This window comes from Mannheimia sp. USDA-ARS-USMARC-1261 (assembly GCF_000521605.1).
Lineage (GTDB): Bacteria > Pseudomonadota > Gammaproteobacteria > Enterobacterales > Pasteurellaceae > Mannheimia > Mannheimia indoligenes.
Genome location: NZ_CP006942.1, coordinates 926,345 through 950,662, shown reverse-complemented (window position 1 = coordinate 950,662; position 24,318 = coordinate 926,345). Strand labels below are relative to the sequence as shown.

25 protein-coding genes are annotated in these 24,318 nt (G+C 38.2%); 10 read left to right on the top strand and 15 right to left on the bottom strand.

Annotated features, from left to right (window positions below; genetic code table 11):
- Positions 1-53 precede the first annotated feature (53 nt).
- A complete protein-coding gene (locus tag X781_RS04595; protein WP_025235790.1) occupies positions 54-812 on the bottom strand; it encodes a glycosyltransferase family 2 protein in 759 nt (252 codons plus the stop codon).
- A gap of 114 nt (positions 813-926) precedes the next feature.
- Here X781_RS04595 and yhbY point away from each other — a divergent pair, with 114 nt between their 5' ends.
- The 3 genes from yhbY to nagK all read left to right on the top strand — a co-directional run bounded on the left by yhbY (position 927) and on the right by nagK (position 2,958).
- On the top strand, positions 927-1,241 hold the full coding sequence (gene yhbY / locus X781_RS04590; protein WP_081732099.1) for a ribosome assembly RNA-binding protein YhbY: 315 nt from the start codon (positions 927-929) through the stop codon (positions 1,239-1,241).
- A gap of 65 nt (positions 1,242-1,306) precedes the next feature.
- Positions 1,307-2,038 carry a phosphatase PAP2 family protein gene (locus X781_RS04585; protein ID WP_025235788.1) on the top strand — a complete coding sequence of 244 codons (732 nt, stop codon included), beginning with the start codon at positions 1,307-1,309 and terminating at the stop codon, positions 2,036-2,038.
- A 2-nt stretch (positions 2,039-2,040) separates the two neighbouring features.
- Positions 2,041-2,958, top strand: a complete 918-nt coding sequence (nagK, locus tag X781_RS04580) for an N-acetylglucosamine kinase (protein WP_025235787.1) — start codon at positions 2,041-2,043, stop codon at positions 2,956-2,958.
- Between the two features lie 74 nt (positions 2,959-3,032).
- On the opposite strand, the gene X781_RS04575 is transcribed toward nagK, so the two are convergent.
- Both X781_RS04575 and X781_RS04570 read right to left on the bottom strand, forming a co-directional pair.
- Positions 3,033-4,982 carry an LTA synthase family protein gene (locus X781_RS04575; protein WP_025235786.1) on the bottom strand — a complete coding sequence of 650 codons (1,950 nt, stop codon included), beginning with the start codon at positions 4,980-4,982 and terminating at the stop codon, positions 3,033-3,035.
- A 29-nt stretch (positions 4,983-5,011) separates the two neighbouring features.
- Positions 5,012-5,800, bottom strand: a complete 789-nt coding sequence (locus X781_RS04570; protein ID WP_025235785.1) for an MOSC domain-containing protein — start codon at positions 5,798-5,800, stop codon at positions 5,012-5,014.
- A gap of 125 nt (positions 5,801-5,925) precedes the next feature.
- Here X781_RS04570 and xseB point away from each other — a divergent pair, with 125 nt between their 5' ends.
- Together xseB and ispA are read left to right on the top strand one after the other, a co-directional pair.
- Positions 5,926-6,156: an exodeoxyribonuclease VII small subunit gene (gene xseB / locus X781_RS04565; protein WP_025235784.1), complete on the top strand. Its 231-nt coding sequence runs from the start codon at positions 5,926-5,928 to the stop codon at positions 6,154-6,156.
- A 16-nt stretch (positions 6,157-6,172) separates the two neighbouring features.
- Positions 6,173-7,066, top strand: a complete 894-nt coding sequence (gene ispA, locus X781_RS04560) for a (2E,6E)-farnesyl diphosphate synthase (RefSeq protein ID WP_025235783.1) — start codon at positions 6,173-6,175, stop codon at positions 7,064-7,066.
- A gap of 35 nt (positions 7,067-7,101) precedes the next feature.
- On the opposite strand, the gene X781_RS04555 is transcribed toward ispA, so the two are convergent.
- From X781_RS04555 to X781_RS04525, 7 genes are all read right to left on the bottom strand, one after another.
- Complete coding sequence (locus X781_RS04555; RefSeq protein WP_025235782.1) at positions 7,102-7,902, bottom strand: class II glutamine amidotransferase; 801 nt, start codon at positions 7,900-7,902, stop codon at positions 7,102-7,104.
- 135 nt (positions 7,903-8,037) lie between these two features.
- Positions 8,038-8,823: a zinc ABC transporter permease subunit ZnuB gene (znuB, locus tag X781_RS04550; RefSeq protein WP_025235781.1), complete on the bottom strand. Its 786-nt coding sequence runs from the start codon at positions 8,821-8,823 to the stop codon at positions 8,038-8,040.
- Positions 8,824-8,881: 58 nt separating this feature from the next.
- A complete protein-coding gene (locus tag X781_RS04545) occupies positions 8,882-10,219 on the bottom strand; it encodes a replication-associated recombination protein A (protein ID WP_025235780.1) in 1,338 nt (445 codons plus the stop codon).
- 9 nt (positions 10,220-10,228) lie between these two features.
- Positions 10,229-10,717: a rod shape-determining protein MreD gene (mreD, locus tag X781_RS04540; protein WP_025235779.1), complete on the bottom strand. Its 489-nt coding sequence runs from the start codon at positions 10,715-10,717 to the stop codon at positions 10,229-10,231.
- Positions 10,717-11,772 (bottom strand): rod shape-determining protein MreC, encoded by a 1,056-nt coding sequence (mreC, locus tag X781_RS04535; RefSeq protein WP_025235778.1) that lies wholly within the window; start codon positions 11,770-11,772, stop codon positions 10,717-10,719. The genes mreD and mreC overlap by 1 nt, the downstream gene beginning before the upstream one ends.
- A gap of 102 nt (positions 11,773-11,874) precedes the next feature.
- A complete protein-coding gene (locus tag X781_RS04530; RefSeq protein ID WP_025235777.1) occupies positions 11,875-12,927 on the bottom strand; it encodes a rod shape-determining protein in 1,053 nt (350 codons plus the stop codon).
- Between the two features lie 111 nt (positions 12,928-13,038).
- Positions 13,039-13,668, bottom strand: a complete 630-nt coding sequence (locus X781_RS04525) for a LysE/ArgO family amino acid transporter (RefSeq protein WP_025235776.1) — start codon at positions 13,666-13,668, stop codon at positions 13,039-13,041.
- Between the two features lie 100 nt (positions 13,669-13,768).
- Between X781_RS04525 and udk the strand changes: the two genes are divergently transcribed.
- The 3 genes from udk (at position 13,769) to X781_RS11875 (ending at position 15,263) form a co-directional block, all read left to right on the top strand.
- Positions 13,769-14,416: a uridine kinase gene (udk, locus tag X781_RS04520; RefSeq protein ID WP_025235775.1), complete on the top strand. Its 648-nt coding sequence runs from the start codon at positions 13,769-13,771 to the stop codon at positions 14,414-14,416.
- Positions 14,417-14,425: 9 nt separating this feature from the next.
- The gene (gene dcd / locus X781_RS04515; protein ID WP_025235774.1) at positions 14,426-15,007 is read left to right on the top strand and encodes a dCTP deaminase; all 582 of its coding nucleotides are present in this window, start codon (positions 14,426-14,428) and stop codon (positions 15,005-15,007) included.
- A 97-nt stretch (positions 15,008-15,104) separates the two neighbouring features.
- Positions 15,105-15,263: a DUF1328 domain-containing protein gene (locus tag X781_RS11875; RefSeq protein WP_025235773.1), complete on the top strand. Its 159-nt coding sequence runs from the start codon at positions 15,105-15,107 to the stop codon at positions 15,261-15,263.
- A 133-nt stretch (positions 15,264-15,396) separates the two neighbouring features.
- Here X781_RS11875 and X781_RS04505 read toward each other — a convergent pair whose 3' ends face one another.
- From X781_RS04505 to pntA, 3 genes are all read right to left on the bottom strand, one after another.
- Positions 15,397-15,897 (bottom strand): OmpA family protein, encoded by a 501-nt coding sequence (locus X781_RS04505; RefSeq protein WP_025235772.1) that lies wholly within the window; start codon positions 15,895-15,897, stop codon positions 15,397-15,399.
- Between the two features lie 448 nt (positions 15,898-16,345).
- The gene (pntB, locus tag X781_RS04500; protein WP_025235771.1) at positions 16,346-17,797 is read right to left on the bottom strand and encodes a Re/Si-specific NAD(P)(+) transhydrogenase subunit beta; all 1,452 of its coding nucleotides are present in this window, start codon (positions 17,795-17,797) and stop codon (positions 16,346-16,348) included.
- A gap of 11 nt (positions 17,798-17,808) precedes the next feature.
- The gene (gene pntA, locus X781_RS04495; RefSeq protein WP_025235770.1) at positions 17,809-19,347 is read right to left on the bottom strand and encodes a Re/Si-specific NAD(P)(+) transhydrogenase subunit alpha; all 1,539 of its coding nucleotides are present in this window, start codon (positions 19,345-19,347) and stop codon (positions 17,809-17,811) included.
- Between the two features lie 209 nt (positions 19,348-19,556).
- Here pntA and trmJ point away from each other — a divergent pair, with 209 nt between their 5' ends.
- On the top strand, positions 19,557-20,273 hold the full coding sequence (gene trmJ, locus X781_RS04490; protein WP_025235769.1) for a tRNA (cytosine(32)/uridine(32)-2'-O)-methyltransferase TrmJ: 717 nt from the start codon (positions 19,557-19,559) through the stop codon (positions 20,271-20,273).
- A 174-nt stretch (positions 20,274-20,447) separates the two neighbouring features.
- Here trmJ and X781_RS04485 read toward each other — a convergent pair whose 3' ends face one another.
- Complete coding sequence (locus X781_RS04485; RefSeq protein ID WP_025235768.1) at positions 20,448-21,062, bottom strand: cation transporter; 615 nt, start codon at positions 21,060-21,062, stop codon at positions 20,448-20,450.
- Positions 21,063-21,131: 69 nt separating this feature from the next.
- Here X781_RS04485 and X781_RS04480 point away from each other — a divergent pair, with 69 nt between their 5' ends.
- Positions 21,132-21,533: a MerR family transcriptional regulator gene (locus X781_RS04480; protein WP_025235767.1), complete on the top strand. Its 402-nt coding sequence runs from the start codon at positions 21,132-21,134 to the stop codon at positions 21,531-21,533.
- Positions 21,534-21,775: 242 nt separating this feature from the next.
- Here the strand turns inward: X781_RS04480 and X781_RS04475 are convergent, their stop codons facing one another.
- Positions 21,776-24,277 carry a glycogen/starch/alpha-glucan phosphorylase gene (locus tag X781_RS04475; RefSeq protein WP_025235766.1) on the bottom strand — a complete coding sequence of 834 codons (2,502 nt, stop codon included), beginning with the start codon at positions 24,275-24,277 and terminating at the stop codon, positions 21,776-21,778.
- Between the last annotated feature and the right edge of the window lie 41 nt (positions 24,278-24,318).

Sequence of the window (24,318 nt, the reverse complement as noted above, 5' to 3'; positions counted from 1 at the left end):
AAATTCTCCTCTTTATTCTTCGCTAAAGAGGAGAATTTATTAAACAAATCAACTTATTTTCTTGTGCGATTCCATAAATCCGCATATTTTACAAAGGTAGAATGTGCGGAAAGTACGGCTAATAAAAAGCCCTGTTTTCCATCTAAAAAACCTGCTTTTAAGAAATACATTTTTACAAAACAGCCAATAGCGTGTGTTACGCCATCAAACAATGAAGCGGTTTTTCCTGCGTTCGCTCGCTGAATTGCCCACGCTTTAGCATAACTTGCAGATTTTACTAAATAGTGATGAATATCTTTGTAGGTAAAATGCAATAAATCGCCTTGTAGCTTTTTGACGATTGCTTCTTTTGGATAATGGACTTTTTCGTGAACTAATTCATTACCATACTTTGCAAAATCTGTTCTATATAACCTCACCACATAATCCGGATACCAGCCTGAATGGCGAATTTGCTTGCCAAATACTTCGCTTAGGCGGCTGATTTTATAAACGGCATTTTTTTCGTCTTTTTTGACCGCTTGTAAAATTGAGTGTTTCAGCTCTTCGGTTACTCGCTCATCTGCATCAAGCCAAAGTACATAATCGCTTGTTACATATTGTTGAGCAAGCTGCCGCTGCTTACCGAAGCCCGGCCAATCAGTATTAGTATAAAATTTCGCATTGTAGTGAGCCGCAATTTCAGCGGTTTCATCTGTACTGCCGCTATCTAAAATTATAATTTCATCAACCCAGCCTTTCACTGTTTCTAAACAGGCTGCTAAATCTTGGGCTTCGTTTTTTACAATCATTGCAACACTTAATGTCGGCATAGTCTGTCCTTTTTCTTACTTTCTGCAATTCATTCATTTTACTTTAAAAATGAGTGTTTTTGTGCTATTTTCTACGCCGAATTTTATTTTACAAACAAATGAACGGATACAAGAATGTCAATTAAATTAACAACCAAACAAAAGCAATATTTAAAAGGTTTAGCACATCATTTAAGCCCTGTTGTAATGCTAGGCGGTAACGGCTTAACTGAAGGTGTTTTAGCTGAAATCGACAACGCATTAAACCACCACGAGCTGATTAAAGTGAAAGTGGCAGGTGCAGATCGTGAAACGAAGCAACTGATAATTGATGCGATTTTGCGTGAAACTAAGGCATCTGAAGTACAAACCATCGGGCATATTTTGGTTCTTTACCGCCAAAGTGAAGAGAAAAAAATCACTTTACCGAAAGCCACTAAAGCTATCTAAATTTGCAAAATTTTTCACAAATATAACCGCTTGTATTTTTCAAGCGGTTTTTTAACAGAATATCTATGTTTAAAAAATTCTCTCTTTATACGCTGGCGATGCTGTTGATCCCTGTTGTTACTTGGCTGGCAAACTGGCAATGGTCTTTGGCTATTCAATACCCTGAATATGGTTTTGACTACTTTTTATTTTTAATCACTGAAACAGGTTCTGTACCTTATGCCATCGCTACTTGCGTGATTTTCACCTTATTATTAGCTTGGGTTGTGAGAAAGCGTTATTCGTTGTTTTTTGTGATTGCGGTTTGTGTTGCCTCAATGGTAGCAACCCAAGGTCTCAAGACTGCGATGAAATCAACCTTCCAAGAACCTAGACCCTTTGTTTCTGCACTGTTTGAAGACAAATCTGTTGATTTCTACAAATTAACACGCGAGCAACGAGGCTTAGCGGTTACTGAAAAAATCGGTCCGCAACAAAATTTTGTAACAGCTCATCAAGCGAAAGAAGTTGGCTACTCTTTCCCGTCTGGTCATACGATCTTTGCGGTTTCTTGGCTGCTCTTAGTAGTCGGATTCTGCCTCAATATGCGTGGACAAGCGGTCGTTTTTGCTCATATTTTTGCAATTATTTGGGCTGCATTAATGTTAATTAGTCGTTTAAGATTAGGTATGCACTACCCGATTGATTTATTTATTAGTAGCTTACTCGCATTTTTAACAAACTTAGCACTTTTTGTGTGGTTTGTGCCTTGGTTGCAAAAGACAAATCCATTTAACTTATTTCATAAGAGAGCATAATTATGGCAATTTATTACGGCTTAGATGTCGGCGGCACAAAAATTGAGCTTGCCGCTTTCAATGAAAAATTAGAAAAACTGCACAGTGAACGTGTGCCAACCCCACAAACTCATTACGAGGATTGGCTCAATACCATTGAGAACTTAGTCAATAATGCCGATGTAAAATTTGGTGAAAAAGGCTCTGTAGGATTAGGCTTACCCGGTTTTGTAAACCGTGAAACAGGGATTGCGGAAATTACGAATATCCGTGTTGCAGACGGTAAAGCTATTATTAAAGATTTGAGCGAGCGTTTAGGGCGTGAAGTACGTGCAGAAAACGATGCAAACTGTTTCGCTCTTTCCGAAGCTTGGGACGAAAGTAATCAATCTTTTTCAACCGTGCTTGGCTTAATTATCGGCACAGGTTTTGGTGGCGGAATTGTTTTTGACGGCAAAGTCCATTCAGGCAGAATTGGTATGGCTGGCGAAGTTGGGCATATGCAGTTAAATTATCACGCGTTAAAATTATTGGGTTGGGATAAAACGCCAATTTATGAATGTGGTTGTGGTAATCAGGCTTGCTTAGATACTTATATTTCCGGTCGTGGTTTTGAATTACTCTTTAACGATTTAGTTGGCGAGAAAATATCGGCTAAAGAGATTATAGAGCGTTTCTACAATAACGAGCCGAAAGTTGTAGAATTTGTTGAGAAGTATATTGAGTTAATGGCAGTTAGTATTGGTAATCTTATTACCGTTTTAGATCCGGATATGATTGTATTTGGTGGCGGTTTATCTAACTTCGACTATATTTACGAAGCTTTGCCAAAAGCTCTGCCGAAACATTTAATGCGTTCAGCTAAAGTACCTGTTATTAAAAAAGCCATTCACGGCGATTCAGGCGGCACACGTGGTGCAGCAGCATTATTTTTAAAATAACCTAACAAATTTAGAGAGAGGACAAGCGGTCATTTTTGATAAAAATATTGCAGCCCTCTCTCTGTTAGTTTTCTTTACTCTTTACTTTCGGGTGGTAATTTATATAACTGATTTTTATATAAATAGCTGCCAAGTAATGCGTGAGCCAATGCTTCTTTCTTAAAAGCCTCCGGTTGCTCTTTAGGCGTTAGATTAAAAGTTGCTTTATCATACATAAAGCCTTCAATCGGTAAGTTTGGTCGCATTACAACCACATCATTACCTTTCATCATCGCTTGTGTTGCATCATATTGCATAAAAGCCCGATTTGGATCAATATCTTGTGTTAAATCATAACCTAGCATTGGATATTGCCCGCTCACACCTGCGACCGAAAGTAATGTTGTTGGCATATCTAACTGGCTAACTAAACGATTATCCAATCTTGGTTCTATATTTTCACCCAGTAATAACGCAGGTATGTGAAAATGTTGAATTGGTACTAAATGCTCACCAACAGCTCGTGAATCGTGATCTGCAATCACTAAAAATACCGTATCTTTCCAATAATCTGATTTTTTCGCTAACTCAAAAAAATGCCCGATCGCATAGTCGGCGTATTTTGCCGCATTGTTACGAGTTTGTTTTGGTTGCTCGTATAATTCAATTTTACCGTCCGGAAACTCAAAAGGATCGTGATTACTTGAGCTAAATACCAAGCTAAAGAATGGTTTTTCCTCTTTATAGAGCTGCGTAAAGGTTTCATTCGCCTTATCAAAAAGATCTTCATCACTTACCCCCCAGGTTGCTGTAAATTTAGGGTTCTGGTAATCTTTTTCGTCAATAATTTGTTGGAAACCATTGCCATAGAAGAAACTAGCCATATTATCAAAATGCTTTTCCCCACCATAAATAAAAGAAGTATGGTAGCCTTGACGCTTTAATAATTCCGCAATGCTAAAAAAGTTGTTTTGGCTTTTTGTGAGTTTTACTACCGCCCTTGCTGGCGTTGGTGTAAAACCGGTTGTTACCGCTTCAATTCCTCTTACTGAGCGAGTGCCTGTGGCATACAAATTCGTAAAATACCACCCTTGTTCTGAAAGCTTGTCTAAATTTGGCGTGAGATTTTTACCGCCTAATGAGCCAACAAACTGAGCCCCTAAGCTTTCCTCTAAAACAATTACAATATTTTTAGGTTTACCTTGATAAGTGGCTTTATTTTCAGTCAAGGTTGGAATTTCATCTAGTATATAATCAGAATTTGGACGATTTCGAACCTGTTTAACAATACTTAGCATTTCTTCAACAGACATTTTGCCATATTGCTCCGAAGATTTATCTTCATCTTTCAACTGTTGTACTGCATAAAGTACAGAATAGCCTGAGTTTAACACCAGTGAATTTACAAGAGGATCACTCGAGAATGCGACCATTGCCGGGTTTATACCTCGATGAGCAAAACTGGAACGTCCACCAACAAACACCGCAACAGCAACCAATAAAGCCAGTAATGGGCGTATTTTCCAACTCGGCAAACGTAAATTTTTTGTTGCCCAACCTGATAATTTCCAATAAATCATTAATGAGATAATAAATACAGCAACACCACAAATAACAGCCCATAAATGACCATTAATCAACATTGTGAATACTTCTTTTGGGTGAACTAAATACTCAATGAAAAGGCGATTAGGGCGGAGATCAAAGGTCTCAATAAAATTTGGTGTAGCAACTTCCATAAAAAGAATAAACACACTACCTGCAGTTAGCCAAATTCTTAAAATAATCCGCCAAATTGAGCCGAGTGCATTTTTATGAAAGAAAAATACGCTCAATAATGCAGGTAAACCAAAAAGCCAACATAATGCGGATACATCAATACGAATGCCTTGTAACATTAATGGTATCCAGCCATCAACTGCTGATATTCGATCAGCTTGCCAAATACCTAAAGCCAAGCGGGATAATGTTAAAATAAATAGATTAATCCCAACAAATAGCAGGATCGGGAATAGCACAGTTCTGGATTGACTGCGTTGATACATTTGAATCTCCTTTTAAAAATTTAAAATTGTTATAATTGAATAGTGATAGTGTCGCCTACTCTAATAATACCACTATTTTGTGGCACAAGGTGAATGCCGAAAACAGGCTTTCCCTTATCATTTGTATGCTTTTGTTTCAACGTTCGGAAAGGCTCTGCTTGAGGGTCTAATTCTAACGTAGATAAATTGCGGGTAATCAGCACACATCGAGTACAAAGGGCTGACTTGCGAAATAAGACCTCACCAATTTGAATTTGTTCCCAACTCTCTTCTTCAAAAGCAATATTGCCATCAATCACAATATTTGGGCGAAAACGAGCCATTTCGATTGGAATTGGCGACCATTCTTGCACTTGCTCAAGGGATTTGAGCGACATCAAAGTAACCGGATGACTATCTGCAAAACTCAATGGATTATCTGCAAAGTTTTCAACCTTACGTTGGCTTTGACTACCCAACCAACGAAGTTGCACTTCTCTTCCTAAAATTTCGCTTAGCCATTGATTAACACGCTTGTCTGCCACTTTAGAATAAAAATGCGTTCCCCATACTTCACTTGATTGCTCCTCAATGAAATCTTGGTAAAGTGCAACACATTTTTGACCGCTTGTATGGCTAATCACAAGCCCTGTTGCAATCGGAAAAGCCGTTAGGCGGTATAGTTCTACATCTTTACGGGCAGTAATAAATTTACCGTCAGATTCCGTTATCATAAATTCACGATCAAAATTTAACCCCTTAGGTTCTACAAAAGCTTGAGAAACTTGGGTTGATTGCGTGGATTTTATCGGGTAAATATTCAGTTCTGTTACTTGCATAGAAAATCCTCAGTTTAGAAAGCTAAGATACCATACTACAAGCGGTCGAAAAGTAAAAGGAATTTGCAAATCCCTTATGAGAACGGTAAACTTGCAAGACTTCAACGCTCTATAGGTCAAATAAAATGGCAAAAAAACCAACTCAAGATTTTGAAACTACTCTCAAAGAATTAGAAGCAATTGTTACCCATTTAGAAGCAGGCGATTTACCGCTTGAAGATGCCCTTAATGAATTTGAAGCTGCAATTAAACTGGTACAGCAAGGGCAAGAACGCTTACAAAAAGCGGAGCAACGAATTCAAATTCTATTAAATAAAAATGATACCGCAGAACTTAGCAACTATACAAAAGAATAATACAAAGAGTAATAAAATGAGCTATTCCTTAGCAACCGACCTTACCACTCAACAAAAACGGATTAACGATTTTCTAGCAGAAAAATTAAATCATTACGAAGCCTTTCATTCCCCATTAATTAACGCAATGGAATATGCGGTTTTATTAGGCGGAAAGCGTGTTCGCCCGTTTTTAATTTATGCTACAGGTAGAATGCTTGGCGTGCCGCTTGAAAAATTAGATCATAGTGCAGCGGCAATGGAATCTATCCACGCTTATTCATTGGTTCACGATGATTTACCTGCAATGGATGATGATAAATTACGTCGAGGCAAGCCAACTTGTCATATTGCCTTTGATGAAGCAACTGCTATTTTAGCAGGCGATGCATTACAAAGTTTTGCTTTTGAATTGATCGCAACCGACCCTAAACTTTCTGACAAAGAGAAAGTCGCTCAAATCAGAGAATTATCAACCGCCTCAGGTGCAAAAGGAATGTGCTTAGGGCAAAGTTTAGATTTGATTGCGGAAAATAAATCGGTCAATTTAGAAGAGTTAGAATTAATTCACCGTAATAAAACAGGGGCATTAATTCTTTCCTCTGTAATGATGGGTTTTAATCTTTCCGAACATTCGCAAAATTTAGCGATAAAACAACCGCTTGTAAATTATGCAAAAGCGATTGGCTTAGCTTTTCAAGTGCAAGACGATATTTTAGATGTAATTGGCGAAACTGATAAAATTGGTAAAACGGTGGGCTCTGATGAAAATTTAAATAAAAGCACTTACCCTAAATTACTAGGATTAGATGGAGCAAAGCAAAAAGCCGAAACACTTTACCAAACCGCTCTCTCCTCTCTTGAACAACTGCCTTTTGATACTACTGCATTAAAAGAGTTGGCTGATTTTATTGTTAAGCGTGAAAACTAAGAAAAAACCTAGCAGATGCTAGGTTTTTTTAGAGATTAAACGTGAGGTTTAGCTTCCGGTAGCGTACCTTCAATTTCATAAAGCACATCACCATCTTTAAAAAATACGTAACCACCATTTTTCATTTTTATCCAATTTTCATTTTTTGTCAGTGGCTGAGTTGTGATAATTGTTACTTTATCGGTAATTTTGGTATATTGGCTGAAATCAATTGAAACATCATCATCACGTAATGCTTTACCAAATGGGGCTTTACGACATACATAATGAAGCTTAGTTGTACAACGAGCAATCATCCAATGCCCATTCGATAAAATAAAATTAAATACACCGTGTTCCGCAATTCTTTCTGTTACCTTCACCACTGCATCAAAAATCTCTTTTTCGCTTGGTTTTGCCGGATACATCTCTTTTAATTCCGATACAATTCGGCAAAATGCGGCTTCGGAGTCTGTTGTACCAATCGGTTGATAGTGGCACTCTTCACAAACACCCACTCCCTCAACTGTACCATTATGAGCAAAAACCCAATTTTCTCCCCATAATTCACGAATAAAAGGGTGAGTATTTTCTAAATTCACATCACCTCGTGTAGCTTTTCGGATATGAGCAATCACATTCAGCGATTTGATTTGATATTGACTAATAGATTCCGCCATTGGCGATGAAGCTCCCGGTCGATTATCACGAAAAACTCGTACACCTTTTCCTTCAAAAAATGCGATGCCGAATCCATCAGTGTGATGGTCGGTTAATCCCCCACGCCGACGAAAGCCATCAAAAGAAAAGGTAATATCCGTCGGCGTATTACAATTCATTCCAAGTAATTGACACATAATTTAATTCTTTAATTCTCAAGGAGTTACTACAAAACTAATGATAATATTTAAGCAGATTGATAGAAAATTTCAACGCCATTTCCGCAAAAATATTATGTCTTATTATTATAATATATGCCTTTTTTATGCCATTTAATTGTATTCTTTTTTAAATAGTGAAATTAAAAAGAGCATTCCGGCACAAATTACTACCGATGGACCTGCCGGAGTATCCTTCCAACCCGATAGCAACAATCCCCCTGTTACTGCAATAATGCTAAATAAAATAGCAATAAAGACCATTTTTTCAGGCATTTTAGCAAAACGCCTTGCTGTTGCAGACGGAATAATTAGCAACGAGGTAATGATTAATGCCCCCACAAATTTCATACTTAATGCAATGGTTAATGCGGTTAAAATCATCAATAACAAACGCAAGCGAGCAACATTTAAACCTTCAATTTGAGCAAGTTCCGGGCTAATTGTGATGGATAATAAACGTTTCCAGAATATCATCAGTACCGATAAGATCAGAATTGCACCTGCCCCAATAAAAATCACATCAGAAAAATTAATTGCCAACAAATCGCCAAATAAGTAAGACATTAAATCTACTCTCACGTTATCCAGCAAACTAATGGTAATCACACCGAGAGAAAGACTGGTATGGGCGATAATCCCTAAAACAGTATCAACTGAATAATTAGTTTTCTGTTCAAGCCAAACTAATAAAATTGCTAAGATAATTGTCATTACAATGACAGCAATGTAAGGATCAATTTGCAGAAAAATACCAAGAGCTACGCCTAATAATGCCGAATGGGAAAGTGTATCGCCAAAATACGCCATCTTCCGCCAAACAACAAAAGCACCGAGCGGTGCTGTAATAAAGGCTAAACAAACACCTGCAAGCCACGCAGGTAATAAAATATCAAACATATCTCTTCCAAATAACAACAAGCGGTCGCTTTTTCATCACATTTTGTAAATTTATGGATTATTTATACCGCTTGATCTCGCTTAATTCATCTTGTGTTTTCAGCCAAGCCATTTTTTCTTTAATCTGCTTTTCCATTCCTCGTTCTGAAGGAAAATAGAATTGCGTGTTTTGAAGTTCAGGCGGAAAATAATTTTCCCCCGCAGCATAAGCATTCGGTTCATTATGAGCATAACGGTACTCTTCACCGTAGCCTAATGATTTCATTAAATTTGTCGGAGCATTACGTAAATGTTCCGGTACATCATAATCTTTTGCTTCTTTTGCTAAGCGTTTAGCTTCATTGAAAGCTTGATAAACCGCATTACTTTTAGGGGCAACTGCAAGATAAATAATCGCTTGGGCGATAGCTCTTTCCCCTTCATAAGCCCCAACTCTGGTAAAACAATCCCACGCCGCTATGGCAATTTGCATTGCTCTGGGGTCTGCATTACCAATATCTTCTGAAGCAATTGCCAGTAATCGTCTTGCTACATAAAGCGGATCGCCACCCACAGTTAAAATGCGAGCATACCAATATAATGCCCCATCCGGTGATGAACCACGAATGGATTTATGGAGAGCAGAAATTAGATCATAATAACGATCTCCCCCTTTATCAAAACGAGCTTGTCGCTCGCCCAATACTTCGGTAAGTAATGCTTTGTTTAACACTTTACCTTGAGAGGTGCTTTCTGCCATATCTGCCATTAACTCTAGGCAATTTAAGGCAAAACGAGCATCGCCATTTACATAATTGGCAAGTAATGTCAGTACATCATCTTCAAGCAGTAATTTTTCATTACCTAACCCACGTTCTACATCTGCCACTGCTATTTGCAAAATTTTTAAAATTTCGACCGCTTGTAGTGGCTTTAAGATGTAAATTCTCGCTCGTGAAAGTAACGCATTATTAAGCTCAAATGAAGGGTTCTCCGTTGTCGCACCAATAAAGATGATCGTGCCATCTTCAATATGGGGTAAAAATGCATCTTGCTGACTTTTGTTGAAACGATGAACTTCATCAACAAAGAGTAATGTTCGTCTGCCTGCTTGTCGATTTAATTTTGCTCGCTCAATTGCTTCTCGAATCTCTTTTACACCGCTGGTTACCGCTGAAATACGTTCCACTTCAGCATCAAAATGATGAGCAATAATTTCGGCTAATGTCGTTTTCCCTGTTCCCGGAGGACCCCAGAAAATCATAGAATGACTATGTCCTGCTTCAATCGCTCTACGCAGTGGTTTGCCTTCGCCGATCAGATGAGATTGACCCATATATTCAGCTAAATTTTGAGGACGCATTCTTGCTGCAAGCGGTCGAAAATCTTCTGCAAAATCAAAAGACAAGCTACTCATCTCTCTCCCTTAGCGTAAGCGAAGTTGGCGGCGAATATGACGCATCAGTAGGAAAATCCAAGGCCAAAGTACACCGCTGATTATTGCTCCGAATATCTCTTGTGAATTAAATTCAGCACTATGTAAAATGAATTCAACGACAAAAATAGCGAAGCGGATCAGAACAATATATGCCATAACCAGTAAACTTTGTAGCCAAAGTGATAAGTTACGCAAAATAAGGTGGTATTTCGCAACAAAATAAATAGCAATAGACAATATTAGTGCGTGAATACCTAAAATTGAACCTAAAATTAGATCCCACACAATACCGGCTAAAAAAGCTGTGCCAACGCTAATTTTATCAGACAGAGCTAATGCCCAGTAGATTAGCACCAATACTACCCACGTGGGGCGTAATCCTTGAAAACCAACCGGCCAAGGCATAATTTCCAACACAAAAGCAATCACAAAAATTGCGAGAATAACCAGGATCTGAAAAATCGGGTTTGTTCTCATTATTCAGCTCCTTGTTCTATATGATGGCCTTCATCACCTTCCGGCTCAGACTGTGATGCCGGATTTTCGTTTATTTCTTCTGTTTCAATTTGCTCTTCTTTGGAATCCAACTGAACCTCTGTTTTCTTATTTGACATCTTCTTTAATCGTTCAAACGGATTGACACTGTTTCGTCTTTCTTCCACAGCTTCACGTACTTGCTCAGGCGATAAACTTCGGCTGTAATTCTTCTCTTCTGCTGTGGGCCAAAGTAATAATAGATAACGTAAACGATCAAATGAAGCTAATGGTCTGGCAACAATTCTGGCAAATTGGCTTTTTGTATCATTTTCGACTGTTTCGACAACTGCAACGGGATACCCTTCTGGAAAGCGTCCGCCTAAGCCGGAGGTAACTAATACATCACCTTTTACTACATCAATAGAGCGAGGTAAATTATCAACAACTAATTCATTATTTAACCCTGTGCCATTCACAATACCACGCACATCATTGCGTAATACTTGCACCGGAGTGGCGTGGGTAATGTCAGTTAAAAGTAACACACGACTGGATTTTTCGCCTACGGAAATAATTTGCCCTACAACACCTCTTTCATCAATTATAGGCTGCCCGACAAAAGCCCCATCTAAACGACCTTGATTAATAATAACTTGCTGGCGGTAAGCGTCCATCTCAGCTGCCAAAACCTCTCCAATCTTTTTATATTCATCTTGACGGAGTGGCGAACTTAATAACAATCTTAAGCGTTGATTTTCTACCTTTAATTGATCAAGGAGTAGTAAGTCTGCACTTTTTTCTCTTAATTGCTCTTTTAGTAAATTATTTTCCAACTGTAATTTATTGTTATCAATAAAATTGCCACTCACACCGTCTAAGATTGAGCGAGGCGTATTTGCAAAGTAATATAATCCACTAACCGTTGTTTCTAAGATATTACGAGCTTGAATCATCAACGAACTTCGACCATCAGAAATAATCAGTATAATAGATAAGATTACTGCAATAATTAGACGCATTCCTAGAGAAGGAGCTTTAGCAAAAATTGGTTTCATTAGAAAATATAATGTGAAATTTATTGGGAATATATAACGAAAATTGACAATAGATCATATCCATTGCCAACTTTCAATTTATTATCTAACTAGAAAAAATGATTATTCATCAGAGCTAAATACATCTCCACCATGCATATCGATCATTTCTAGTGCTTTACCGCCACCACGTGCTACACAAGTAAGTGGGTCTTCCGCCACAACAACTTGAACACCAGTTGAATCCGAAAGCAGGCGATCTAGATTATGTAGTAATGCTCCACCGCCTGTTAGAACCATTCCACGCTCAAAAATATCAGCTGCTAATTCTGGCGGACATTGCTCTAATACTGATTTAACCGCTTCAACAATACCGTTTAATGGTTGTTCAATGGCTTCTAAAACGTGTTTTGAATTCAATTCAAAAGTACGAGGTGCACCTTCTGCCAAGTTATGACCGTGTACTTCCATTGTTTTAATATCATCATCAGATTCAATTTTAGCTGTTGCAATTTCTTGCTTGATACGTTCAGCAGTTGCTTCACCAATAGCTGAACCAAAATGACGGCGAACATAGGCAATAATAGCTTCATCTAATTTATCACCACCAATGCGAACAGAGGTTGAATAAACAATGCCGTTTAAAGAAAGTACAGCAACTTCAGTTGTACCTCCACCGATATCAATCACCATCGACCCCATTGCTTCGTGTACAGGCAAACCTGCACCGATAGCAGCAGCCATTGGTTCTTCAATTAAATACACTTCACGTGCACCCGCACCAATTGCTGATTCTTTAATAGCACGACGTTCTACTTGGGTTGCTCCTGCCGGCACACAAACCAATACACGAGGACTTGGACGCATAAAATTATTACTATGCACTTGTTTGATAAAGTGTTGTAACATTTTTTCCGTTACAAAAAAATCTGCAATAACACCATCTTTCATTGGACGGATTGCCATAATGCTTTTTGGGGTACGACCCAACATCAATTTTGCGTGTGAGCCTACTGCGGCAATGCTTTTTAGCGATCCCATACGATCTTGTCTAACCGCAACTACCGATGGCTCATCTAAAACGATACCTTGCCCTTTCACATAAACTAATGTATTGGCTGTTCCAAGATCGATAGAAAGATCGTTTGAAAATAATCCTAAAAATTTTTTAAACATATAAAGAATCCGTCAAATAAAATTATTAAATAAATCAGGCACTATATCGTGCAAACATTGCTACTAATATAGCAAAAAATAGCGGTATTCAGCAATGAAAAATTTAACCCATTATAAAATTTGCTGCATAAGTTGATATGCATAAATCAGTAAGCTAAAAGCGATGAAATACATAATCAAGCCTGTAATTGCATCTAAAATTTGCCAAGTTCTACGCTTAGCAAAATAAGGTGAAAGTAATCTTGCTCCATACCCTAGCCCAAAAAACCATAAAAACGAACAAAGTAACGCACCTACTAAGAAATACATCTTACCTTCAAAGTCTAATTTCCCGCCAATACTGCCAACAATTACAACAGTATCAATATAAACATGAGGATTTAAAAAGGTAATGGCAAAAGTAATCATTAAAGCTTTTTTAAGACTTGAGGCATTCTCTCCACTTGCAACAAGAGAATCTCCGCTTTTAAATACGCTAATAAATGAACGACTACCGTAAGTAAATAGAAAAATTGCACCTAAGAGCGAAATAATTAAACTGAGAACAGGTAATTCTGAAATGACTGTCCCAAGTCCTAGCACGCCAATCGTCATTAAAAATACATCACCTAAAAAACAGATTAATGCAACCCAAAAAACGTGTTGTTTTAAAATGCCCTGCTTTAACAAAAAGGCATTTTGTGCCCCAATTGACACAATTAAACCAAAACAAACAACAAATCCTTGAATAAAAGTATTCATTTTTTCCTCAAAATCAATTACAAGCGGTCGATTATACAGAAAATTTTGCAAAAATTGGGTATAATTTACAGGATACTTTTTAAATGAATAGGAAATTTTTATGACTGATACTGCTCAACAACCATCTTGTGTTGTTATTGCCATTGCCGGAGCTTCTGCATCGGGGAAAAGCCTGATTGCCTCGACCATTTATAAAGAGCTGAAAAATGAATTGGGAACAGATAATATTGGCATTATTTCTGAAGATGCTTATTACCGAGATCAATCTCATTTAACAATGGACGAACGCATTAAAACCAACTACGACCACCCTAACTCAATGGATCATCATTTACTGGTTGATCATCTACGCCAACTAAAACAAGGCAAAGCGATTGAAATTCCCGAGTACGATTACACCGAGCATAATCGTAAAACGACCACCAAACACTTCGAGCCGAAAAAAATTATTATTTTAGAAGGTATTTTGCTTCTGACCGATGAACATATCCGTAATGAACTGAATGTTTCTATTTTCGTTGATGCTCCATTAGATATTTGCTTTATCCGCCGCTTACAACGTGATATGGTGGAACGTGGTCGTTCAATGGAATCGGTAATTACCCAATATCGCAAAACGGTTCGCCCAATGTTCTTACAATTTATTGAACCATCAAAACAATATGCCGATATCATTGTGCCAAAAGGCGGCAAAAACCGTATTGCGATCGATATTCTCAAAGCCCAAATCAAACAGTTACTCAAATAGGAGCAAAATATGCGTTTATGCGACACCGATATTAAACGTTACTTAGATGAAGGCATTATCAGTATTAAGCCTCGTCCTTCTGATGATAAAATTTCCGGTGCAACAGCAGATGTACGTTTAGGTAATTCATTCCGTGTTTTTCGTGAGCATAACACGCCTTATATTGATTTAAGTGGTCCTCGTGAAGAGGTTACCGCTCAATTAAACAAAGTAATGAGCGATGAAATTATTATTGGCGATGACGAAGCCTTTTTCCTACACCCAGGTGATCTTGCCCTTGCGACAACTCTTGAATCGGTCAGTTTACCTGCCAATATTGTTGGTTGGTTAGATGGACGCTCCTCACTTGCCAGACTTGGATTGATGGTTCACGTTACCGCCCACCGTATCGATCCGGGTTGGGAAGGCAAAATTGTTTTGGAATTTTTCAATGCCGGTAAATTACCCCTTGCCCTCCGCCCAAATATGGCAATAGGTGCATTAAGTTTTGAAATTCTAAGTGGTGATGCCGCTAAACCTTATAATGCACGAGAAGATGCAAAATATAAAAATCAACAAAGTGCGATTTCAAGCCGAATTAATCAGGATTAATTTAAATTTTTTAATTAAATACTGCTGCTTGCGAAAAGCTATTTAGTTATGTTACATTCAAAATGCATTAATCAAAAACATATATAAGGAGATCACTATGTTACATTATGCTGTAGTATTTTTTATTATCGCCATCGTGGCAGCATTTTTGGGGTTTGGAGGTATAGCCGGAAGTGCAACTGAAATTGCAAAAATTTTATTTTTCGTATTTTTGGTTCTTACCGTTATTTCTTTCCTATTCAAACGAAAAAAATAGAAAAGTAAGTTATTGAATTTATAGAACACAGCATTTCGCTGTGTTTTTTATTATAGCTAAACTTTTTTGGCTATAATAACTAGAAGCCCTTCGTATACGAAGGGCTTCTATTATTTATAGTGTTAGTAGATTATTAGTTTGCACGAATAACAACACGACGATTTGGTTTTAAGCAGTCTTTTAGTGCTTGACCGGTTTCACCTTTACATGCTTTAACTTGGTTTGCTTTACCTTTACCAATAGCTTTAATGTTTGCTTTAACACCTTGTGCTTGTAAATATGATTTTGCGGTATTTGCACGCTGTTCAGATAATTTTTGGTTATAGGCTGCATCACCTAAACGGTCTGTATAACCAGTAACTGTTAAGCGTTTTACACCATTTGCCTTAATTTCACGAGCAATATTATTTAAAGTTGATTTACCTTTTGCAGTCAAAGTTGATTTATCAAAATCAAATAAGAAATCACCACTTAACACATATTCTTTTGCCGGAGCAGGAGCAACAGGCTCAGAAGCTGGCCGTGCAACCGGAGTTGGAGCATCCATTGCACGATTAATACTTGATGCGTTAAAACAACCAGCCAACATTAATGCAGCTGCTGATACCGCAGCTAATTTAAATACATTCTTCATATTAAACCCTTAAATAATAAATAAAATTCGCATTAATGTTAGAGCCTAATAGTCTAAAAACAATAGGTTAGCGTCTAATTCTACTGAATTTACAAAATATTACAATAATAACTACTATCTCTTTACAATATATAAAATAGAAGTAATTAAGAATTAATATTAAATAGCAAAAAGCAAATATTACTCTATCCACAAAATTAGGCTAAACAGCCAATCGATTAAGGTGTTGATTTTATATTCGACTAAGGTTGCTGGTATTATCAAACTATTCTGAAATAGACAGAATAGTACAAAGTATATTAAGAACAGTATTATTTTATAGTGAGGGATTTTATATATATTAGAGTATTCAAATGAAGTTAAAAGGACTAAGCACTGTGAAATACAGCACTCAGTCCTTAAATTAAATTAGTCTAACTTTTTGAGCATTTAGATCGCTTATAACTATTTAGGCATTCAATGCTCTTAGAATATCATCTACCCTTTCTTTCGCATCACCAAATAACATTTGGGTATTTTCTTTAAAGAAAAGTGGATTTTGAACACCTGCGTAGCCTACTGCCATTGAACGTTTGAATACGATCACATTTTGTGCTTTCCATACCTCAAGCACAGGCATACCTGCAATTGGGCTTGATGGGTCATCTAATGCGGCTGGGTTTACGGTGTCGTTTGCACCAATAACCAGCACCACATCAGTTTCTTCAAAATCATCGTTGATTTCATCCATCTCTAATACCACATCGTAAGGTACTTTGGCTTCAGCTAATAATACGTTCATATGACCCGGTAAACGACCAGCCACAGGGTGGATACCAAAACGCACATTTACGCCTTTTTCGCGTAATTTAGCCGTGATTTCCGCTACCGGATATTGAGCTTGTGCTACCGCCATACCGTAGCCCGGAGTGATGATAACAGAGCTTGCATTTTTCAACATTTCTGCCACTTCTTCTGCATTAGTTTCACGGTGTTCGCCATATTCTTCATCGCCTTTGCTAGACTGCACTTCGTTACCAAAGCCGCCTGCAATTACGCTGATAAATGAGCGGTTCATCGCTTTACACATAATGTATGAAAGGATTGCACCTGAAGACCCTACCAACGCACCGGTTACGATTAATAAATCGTTGCTTAGCATAAAGCCTGCCGCTGCCGCTGCCCAACCTGAATAAGAGTTAAGCATTGATACTACCACCGGCATATCTGCACCACCGATAGAGGCAACTAAGTGCCAACCGAACACTAAAGCGATTGCAGTCATAATCAACACAGGGAAAATATTTTCCGGATGATTTAAGAAAACAGTCATTAGGAAGATTGAGACAACAATCGCTGCCAAATTCCATTTGTGTTTGTGAGGAATATTTAATGCCGCAGAAGAGACTTTACGACCAAATAATTTGCCACTTAATTTCCCGAATGCGACTAATGAGCCAGAGAAAGTAACTGCCCCGATGAAGATCCCTAAGAACACTTCAACATTGTGAATGTTAGCAAGTGTTGCTTGTTCTGCTAAGAATGCCGCTTTTTCCGCTTCACTAACTAAATAAGCCGGCATTGGAGCTTCAATATGTAAACCATAGCTATTAAAACCAACTAATACCGCTGCTAAACCTACAAAACTATGTAGAATTGCCACAAGTTCCGGCATTTCTGTCATTTCAACTTTAATCGCTTTTTTAACGCCGATAAATCCACCGATTGCCATAGCAATTAAAATCCAAATCGTGCCGTGAGATTGTGGACCAAAAATGGTTGCGACTAAGGCAATTCCCATACCCACAATACCATACCAACAACCGGCTTTTGCGGTTTCGTGTTTAGAAAGACCAGCTAAGCTCATAATGAAGAGAAGTGCTGCAATAATATAGGCAGCGGTAACAAATCCAAAAGACATCTTCGTTCTCCTTAACCTTTTCTAAACATTGCCAGCATTCGTTGCGTTACTTTAAAGCCACCAAAAATATTAATGCTGGCAACTAAAATCGCAATAAAGGCTAAAATATCAATAAAGAAATTACCAACAGGTTGTGCAATTTGCAGTACTGCTCCTACGATGATAATACCTGAAATCGCATTAGTTACCGCCATTAACGGGGTGTGTAATGCGTGGCTGACATTCCAAACCACATAGTAACCAACCACACAAGCCAGCACGAACACGGTAAAGTGCGATAAAAATGCTGCCGGAGCAACTGAAGCAATCCATAAGAATAATGCCCCTACACCAGCCATTACGCCATACTTCACTTTTGGATTTGCAGGTTTTTCTTCTTTTTTGACCGCTTGCGGCGCAGCCGCTTGTTTTTGTGGTTGAGCTGAAACCTGAATTGGCGGAGCCGGCCAAGTTAATTCACCATCACGTACGACAGTTACACCACGTAACACAACATCTTCAAAATTAATGTCGATTTGACCATCTTTATTCGGTGCTAACAGTTTTAATAAATTTACTAAGTTTGTACCGTAAAGTTGAGAAGATTGCGTTGGTAAACGTGCCGGGAAGTCGGTATAGCCAATCACTTTCACTTGGTTGTCGGTTACAAACACTTCGCCTGCTTTGGTGTATTCACAGTTACCACCGGTCGCTGCTGCTAAATCGACAATCACCGAACCCGGTTTCATTGAATTGACCATCTCTTTAGTGATTAAGCGAGGAGCCGGTTTGCCCGGAATTGCAGCTGTCGTAATGATGATATCCACTTCTTTAGCTTGAGCAGCGTAAAGCTCCATCGCTCGGCGATTAAACTCCTCTGACATCACTTTCGCATAGCCGTCACCTGAGCCGCCTTCTTCTTCAAAATCAATTTCTAAGAAGTCTGCACCCATTGATTTAACTTGCTCTTTTACTTCAGGACGAGAGTCAAATGCACGCACGATTGCACCAAGACTGTTTGCTGCACCGATTGCTGCCAAGCCTGCAACACCTGCACCAATCACTAACACTTTCGCCGGTGGGACTTTACCTGCTGCGGTAATTTGACCGGTAAAGAAACTGCCGAATGAATTAGCCGCTTCGATTACAGCACGGTAGCCCGAAATATTCGCCATTGAGCTTAATGCATCTAAGGCTTGAGCACGGGAAATACGAGGAACGGCATCCATTGCCAACACATTAATTTTTTTAGACTGCAATTTTTCCATCAATTCCGGATTTTGTGCAGGCCAAATAAAGCTGACCAAAGTCGCACCTTCTTTGATTAAATCAATTTCAGTTTCTGTTGGGGCATTCACTTTAAAAATAATGTCTGCATTCCAAACTTCTTGTTGCGTGCCAATATTTGCACCTGCATTTAAAAATGCGTTGTCTTCAAAACTGGCTTTAAAACCTGCCCCACTTTCAATAAGGACATCAAAGCCAAGCTTTTTAATCTGCTCAACGGTTTTAGGCGTTGCCGCCACACGAGTTTCACCGTCTAACAGCTCTCTTGGTACACCAATAAGCATAAAGACTCCTGTATGGTTGTTATTATTCAAGGCTAAATAATTAGCCTCACTCAAGTTAAAAAACTGTCTAAATGTACCATTAAATAAACTAAATTTGTAAAAAAATCTGACTATTTTTCGGGATTATTTCGTATTTTTTCAAATTTTAAGCTATCAAAAAATTTGCTACACTATTGGCGTAAAAAATTTCACAAAAAAGAAACAATTCAATGAATATTTTAGATCAAATCCAAATTATTTTGGTTGAAACCTCCCTCCCTGCTAATATCGGCTCAACCGCACGGGCAATGAAAACAATGGGATTAACCCATTTGCGTTTAGTAGCTCCTAAACAACCGATTGATGAACAAGCTGAAGCCCTTGCCGCAGGGGCAAAAGATGTACTAGATAACACTCAAATTTACGCTACTTTTGATGAAGCCATAGCTGATTGCCAACTGGTTATTGGCACCAGTGCCAGACTTCGCCATTTGCAAAACAGTTTAATTGAACCCAGAGATTGTGGGGAGTTAGTCATAAACCGTGCAAATCTTGGCAAAGTCGCAATTGTGTTTGGTCGTGAACGTGTTGGGCTAACCAATGAAGAGCTACTAAAATGCCACTATCATCTCAATTTCCCAACTAATCCCAATTACGGCTCGCTCAATTTGGCAATGGCGGTGCAGTTAGCAAGTTATGAAATCCGAATGGCGTATTTGCAAAATTCCGACCAAAAACGACCGCTTGTAGAAGAAAAAGAGTACCCAACCGCAGAAGCATTGGAATATTTTTTTGCTCATACCGAGAGATTATATAAAGAGTTAGGTTTTATTCGTAATGAGGCTGTAATGTTAAAGCTCCGCCGACTTTATCAACGGGCGGAATTGGAAAGTAATGAACTGAATTTACTAAGAGGCATGCTAACAGCGGTGGAAAAACGAAACTAACAAGCGGTTTATTTTAGGTAAAAATTTGCAAAATATTGAACAAAACTAACCGCTTGCTTTTCATATTTACTTTTTTTAATTATGGTGCTCATCTTTGACGAGCACCTTTTAAATACCTTTCAATATTTTTAGCATTCGTCATATACAAACGCTAGATAAGAGCTTAGTCTAATGCTATAGAGGATTATTTAACTCATTTATAGCTCTTGAAATAATTTCTATTGCTGCCTGTAATGCTAAAAATGCTAAGATAAACGCCACTATCAAATCTGGATATTTTGATTGTAAAAAATATACGGCTAGACCAGCAATAATTACTGCAATATTCCCAATTGCATCATTACGAGAACACACCCATACACTTCTCATATTACTATCGCCATCACGAAAATTAAGTAAAACGAATAACGCTGATAAATTAACCAATAGTGCTAATATACCAATTATACTCATCTCACTATAACTAGGAATATCGCCATAAAAAGCACGATAAGCTGTTGTAATTAAAATAAATAAACCGAATCCTGCCATTGTTAATCCTTTAACTAAAGAGGCTTTAGCACGATAACTTAATGCCATAGGTAAAACGATTAAACTAATCATATAATTGGCACTATCTCCTAGAAAATCTAAACTATCTGATAACAATGAAGTTGACCCCGACTTTATCCCCATAATCACTTCTACAAAGAACATAGCTAAATTTAAAAATAAGACAATCCATAATGCTTTTCGATATTTTGGGGAATGATGACTAACTTGGTTACTACAACAATTTTGACATGCCATAAAGTGCTCCTAAACTTGACTGAATTTACTATACTCTAAATTCAGTAGTTACTACAGGGTCAAGCCAGAATGTCAAAACTTTTTAAAATAAAACAAGCAAGCCAAGAAAGTGGGATAAATTTAGAAACGATTCGCTATTATGAAAAGCAAGGATTAATTCAGCCTATAATCCAAAAACAAAATGGTTATCGCTTGTTTGATGACAGCCAATTACAGAAACTACGTTTTATTAAAAATTGTCGCAATATTGGATTTTCATTAAAAGACATTAAGGTATTATTAGAATTACAAAATACTCCCAATAGTACTTGTGATATAGCGAATAAGTTAGCCAATAAACATTTAGTTCAACTTGATGAAAAAATTATGCAACTACAAGAGGTTAAATTATTTTTAGAGCAGTTTGCTGATTGTAAAAACAACATGGTTACACAATGCAAAATTATTCAAGGAATTAAACAAAAAGAGTAAATTTTAACCCCAATAGTGCGAATGTCTCACTCCTGCCAAAACAAGTGGTTAATTTACTTCTAAAACTTGCAAAAGTTTGAGAAAAATCGACCGCTTGCAGTAACGTCACTAAAGCACCTGTGTATGCTAGTGTTACCCTAAAGTATCTTTTTAATATTCCAGTACTCGCCAAAAACGGGCACTGTCGGAGAGCAGGGCTGATAAAAACGGCAAGATTTCTCTTGCCGTTTTTATCTACACGATTATTTTAAATTCAATAACTTATTTGAACTTTCAATAATGCTGTCAAAGGTTGCATCGCCTTTTAGTTGCTCTTCGCTCATCGGCTCAATATTCCAGATATTTTGCGCATAATCCATTACCGAGCGGTCTGATGAGAAGTAGCCCATATTGGCAATATTGATGATTGCCGAACGAATCCACGCTTTCTTATTACGGTAGGCTTGAGCTACTTTTTCTTGGGCTTCCACATAGCTGCGGTAATCCGCACAGGCTTGGTAGTAGTCGCCTGAGTTTAAGATCAAATCTTGGTAGCGATATGGATCTTCTGGCGAGAATTTGCCATTTAGAATTTGTGAAATCGCTTCATTCAGCTCACTATCTTTTTCGTAGTAGTGATACGGAGAATAACCATTGCGGCGAAGTTCTTCCACTTGTTCTACTTCATTACCGAAAATAAAGATATTCTCTTTACCTACACGGTCTAAAATTTCCACGTTCGCACCATCTAGCGTACCAATGGTTAAAGCACCATTAAGGGCAAATTTCATATTCGATGTACCAGAGGCCTCTGTACCTGCTAATGAAATTTGCTCTGAAACGTCTGCCGCTGGAATGATCATTTGAGCTAACGACACGCTGTAGTTCGGAATAAACACCACTTTGATTAAATCATTAATGCGAGGGTCGTTATTCACCACACTTGCCACATCATTAATTAAACGAATAACTTTTTTCGCCGCATAATAAGCACTTGCCGCTTTACCTGCAAAGATGAACACACGAGGCATCCAATCCGCAGTTGGATTTTTCAAAATACGGTTATAAAGCGTAATGATGTGAAGTACATTCATTTGCTGACGTTTGTATTTGTGGATACGTTTGATTTGTACGTCAAAAATCGCTTCCGGATTAAGTGCAATACCTTGCGTTTCCTTAATATAGTTTGCTAAACGGCGTTTATTTTCAAATTTCACCGCAGCCACTTGAGCCTGTACATCCGCGTTATCCGCAAACTCATTGAATTTTTCTAATTCGCTTAAATCAGTTAGCCAGTTATCGCCAATATATTTATCTAAAATATTCGCAAGCCCCGGGTTGGCAATTTTGATCCAACGGCGAGGCGTTACCCCATTTGTTACGTTAGTAAAGCGGTTCGGGTAAATACGAGCAAAGTCCGCAAAAATGGATTCTACCATTAAGTCAGAGTGAATTTTCGCCACACCATTTACTTTTGTAGAAGCGACAACTGCAAGCCACGCCATACGCACACGGCGATCACCTTGCTCATCAATTAATGAAACTCGAGAAATCAGTTCGTTATCGTTCGGGAATTGACTACGCACTTCTTCTAAGAAATGTTCATTAATATCAAAAATAATTTCTAAATGACGTGGTAACACTCGGGCTAACATTTCTACTGGCCAGGTTTCTAACGCTTCACTCATTAAGGTATGGTTAGTATAGAAGAATGTTTTGCTGGTAGTTGCCCACGCTTGTTCCCAAGAATAACCTTTTTCGTCAATTAAAATACGCATTAACTCAGGTACAGCAAGGGTTGGGTGGGTATCATTTAAGTGAATTGCCACTTTATCTGCTAAGTTTACACAAGAACCAAATTCTGCTTCGTGGCGGCGGATAATATCTTGCACAGATGCCGAACAGAGGAAATATTCTTGACGTAAACGTAACTCTCGACCGTTATAAGTAGAATCGTCCGGATAAAGCACACGAGAAACGTTTTCTGAGCTATTCTGTTTAACCATTGCAGCAAAATAATCACCACGATTAAACTCTGATAACGCAAAGCCTTTACCTGAAGCGTGAGCAGACCATAAACGTAAGCTGTTGGTTGAGGTAGTTTCAAAGCCTGGGATCAGCTGATCGTGTGCTTGAGCGGTGATCTCTTCTTCCGGCTGCCACACTACTTTTTTACCTTCACGCCAGGTTTTTCCACCAAAACGGACAGGGAAACGTTTACTTGAACGTAGATATGGCCATACAAATTCGTTTTCCAACCATTCATCAGGCTGCTCTACTTGCTCACCATTACGGATTTCTTGGCGGAACATACCATATTCATATTGAATGCCGTAACCGATAGCAGGGATTTTCATTGTCGCAAGGCTATCTAAATAGCAAGCAGCTAATCGACCTAAACCACCGTTACCTAAGCCCGGATCGCCTTCTTCATTAATGATATCTTCAAGATCTTTCCCTAACTCTTTTAACGCAGCACCAATAAGCTCATAAACGCCTTCCGAGATCATCGCATTACTGAAAGTACGTCCCATCAAAAATTCCATTGATAGGTAATAAACACGGCGGCTTCCATTTGCAACTTGGCTGCGACGAGTTTGTAGCCACTCTTCGGTAGATAAATCACGCACTACACGAAGTGCAGCATTTAACCAGTTACGCTTACTCGCATCTCGAGGCTCAACACCTAATGCAAATACCATTTTATGTAAAATTGCGTCTTTTACGCTTTTAATCATTTCGGGGCTTAACGACTGCCTGCTCATTGAGTAAAATCTCCTAATTTTTATGGATATTACAAGCGGTT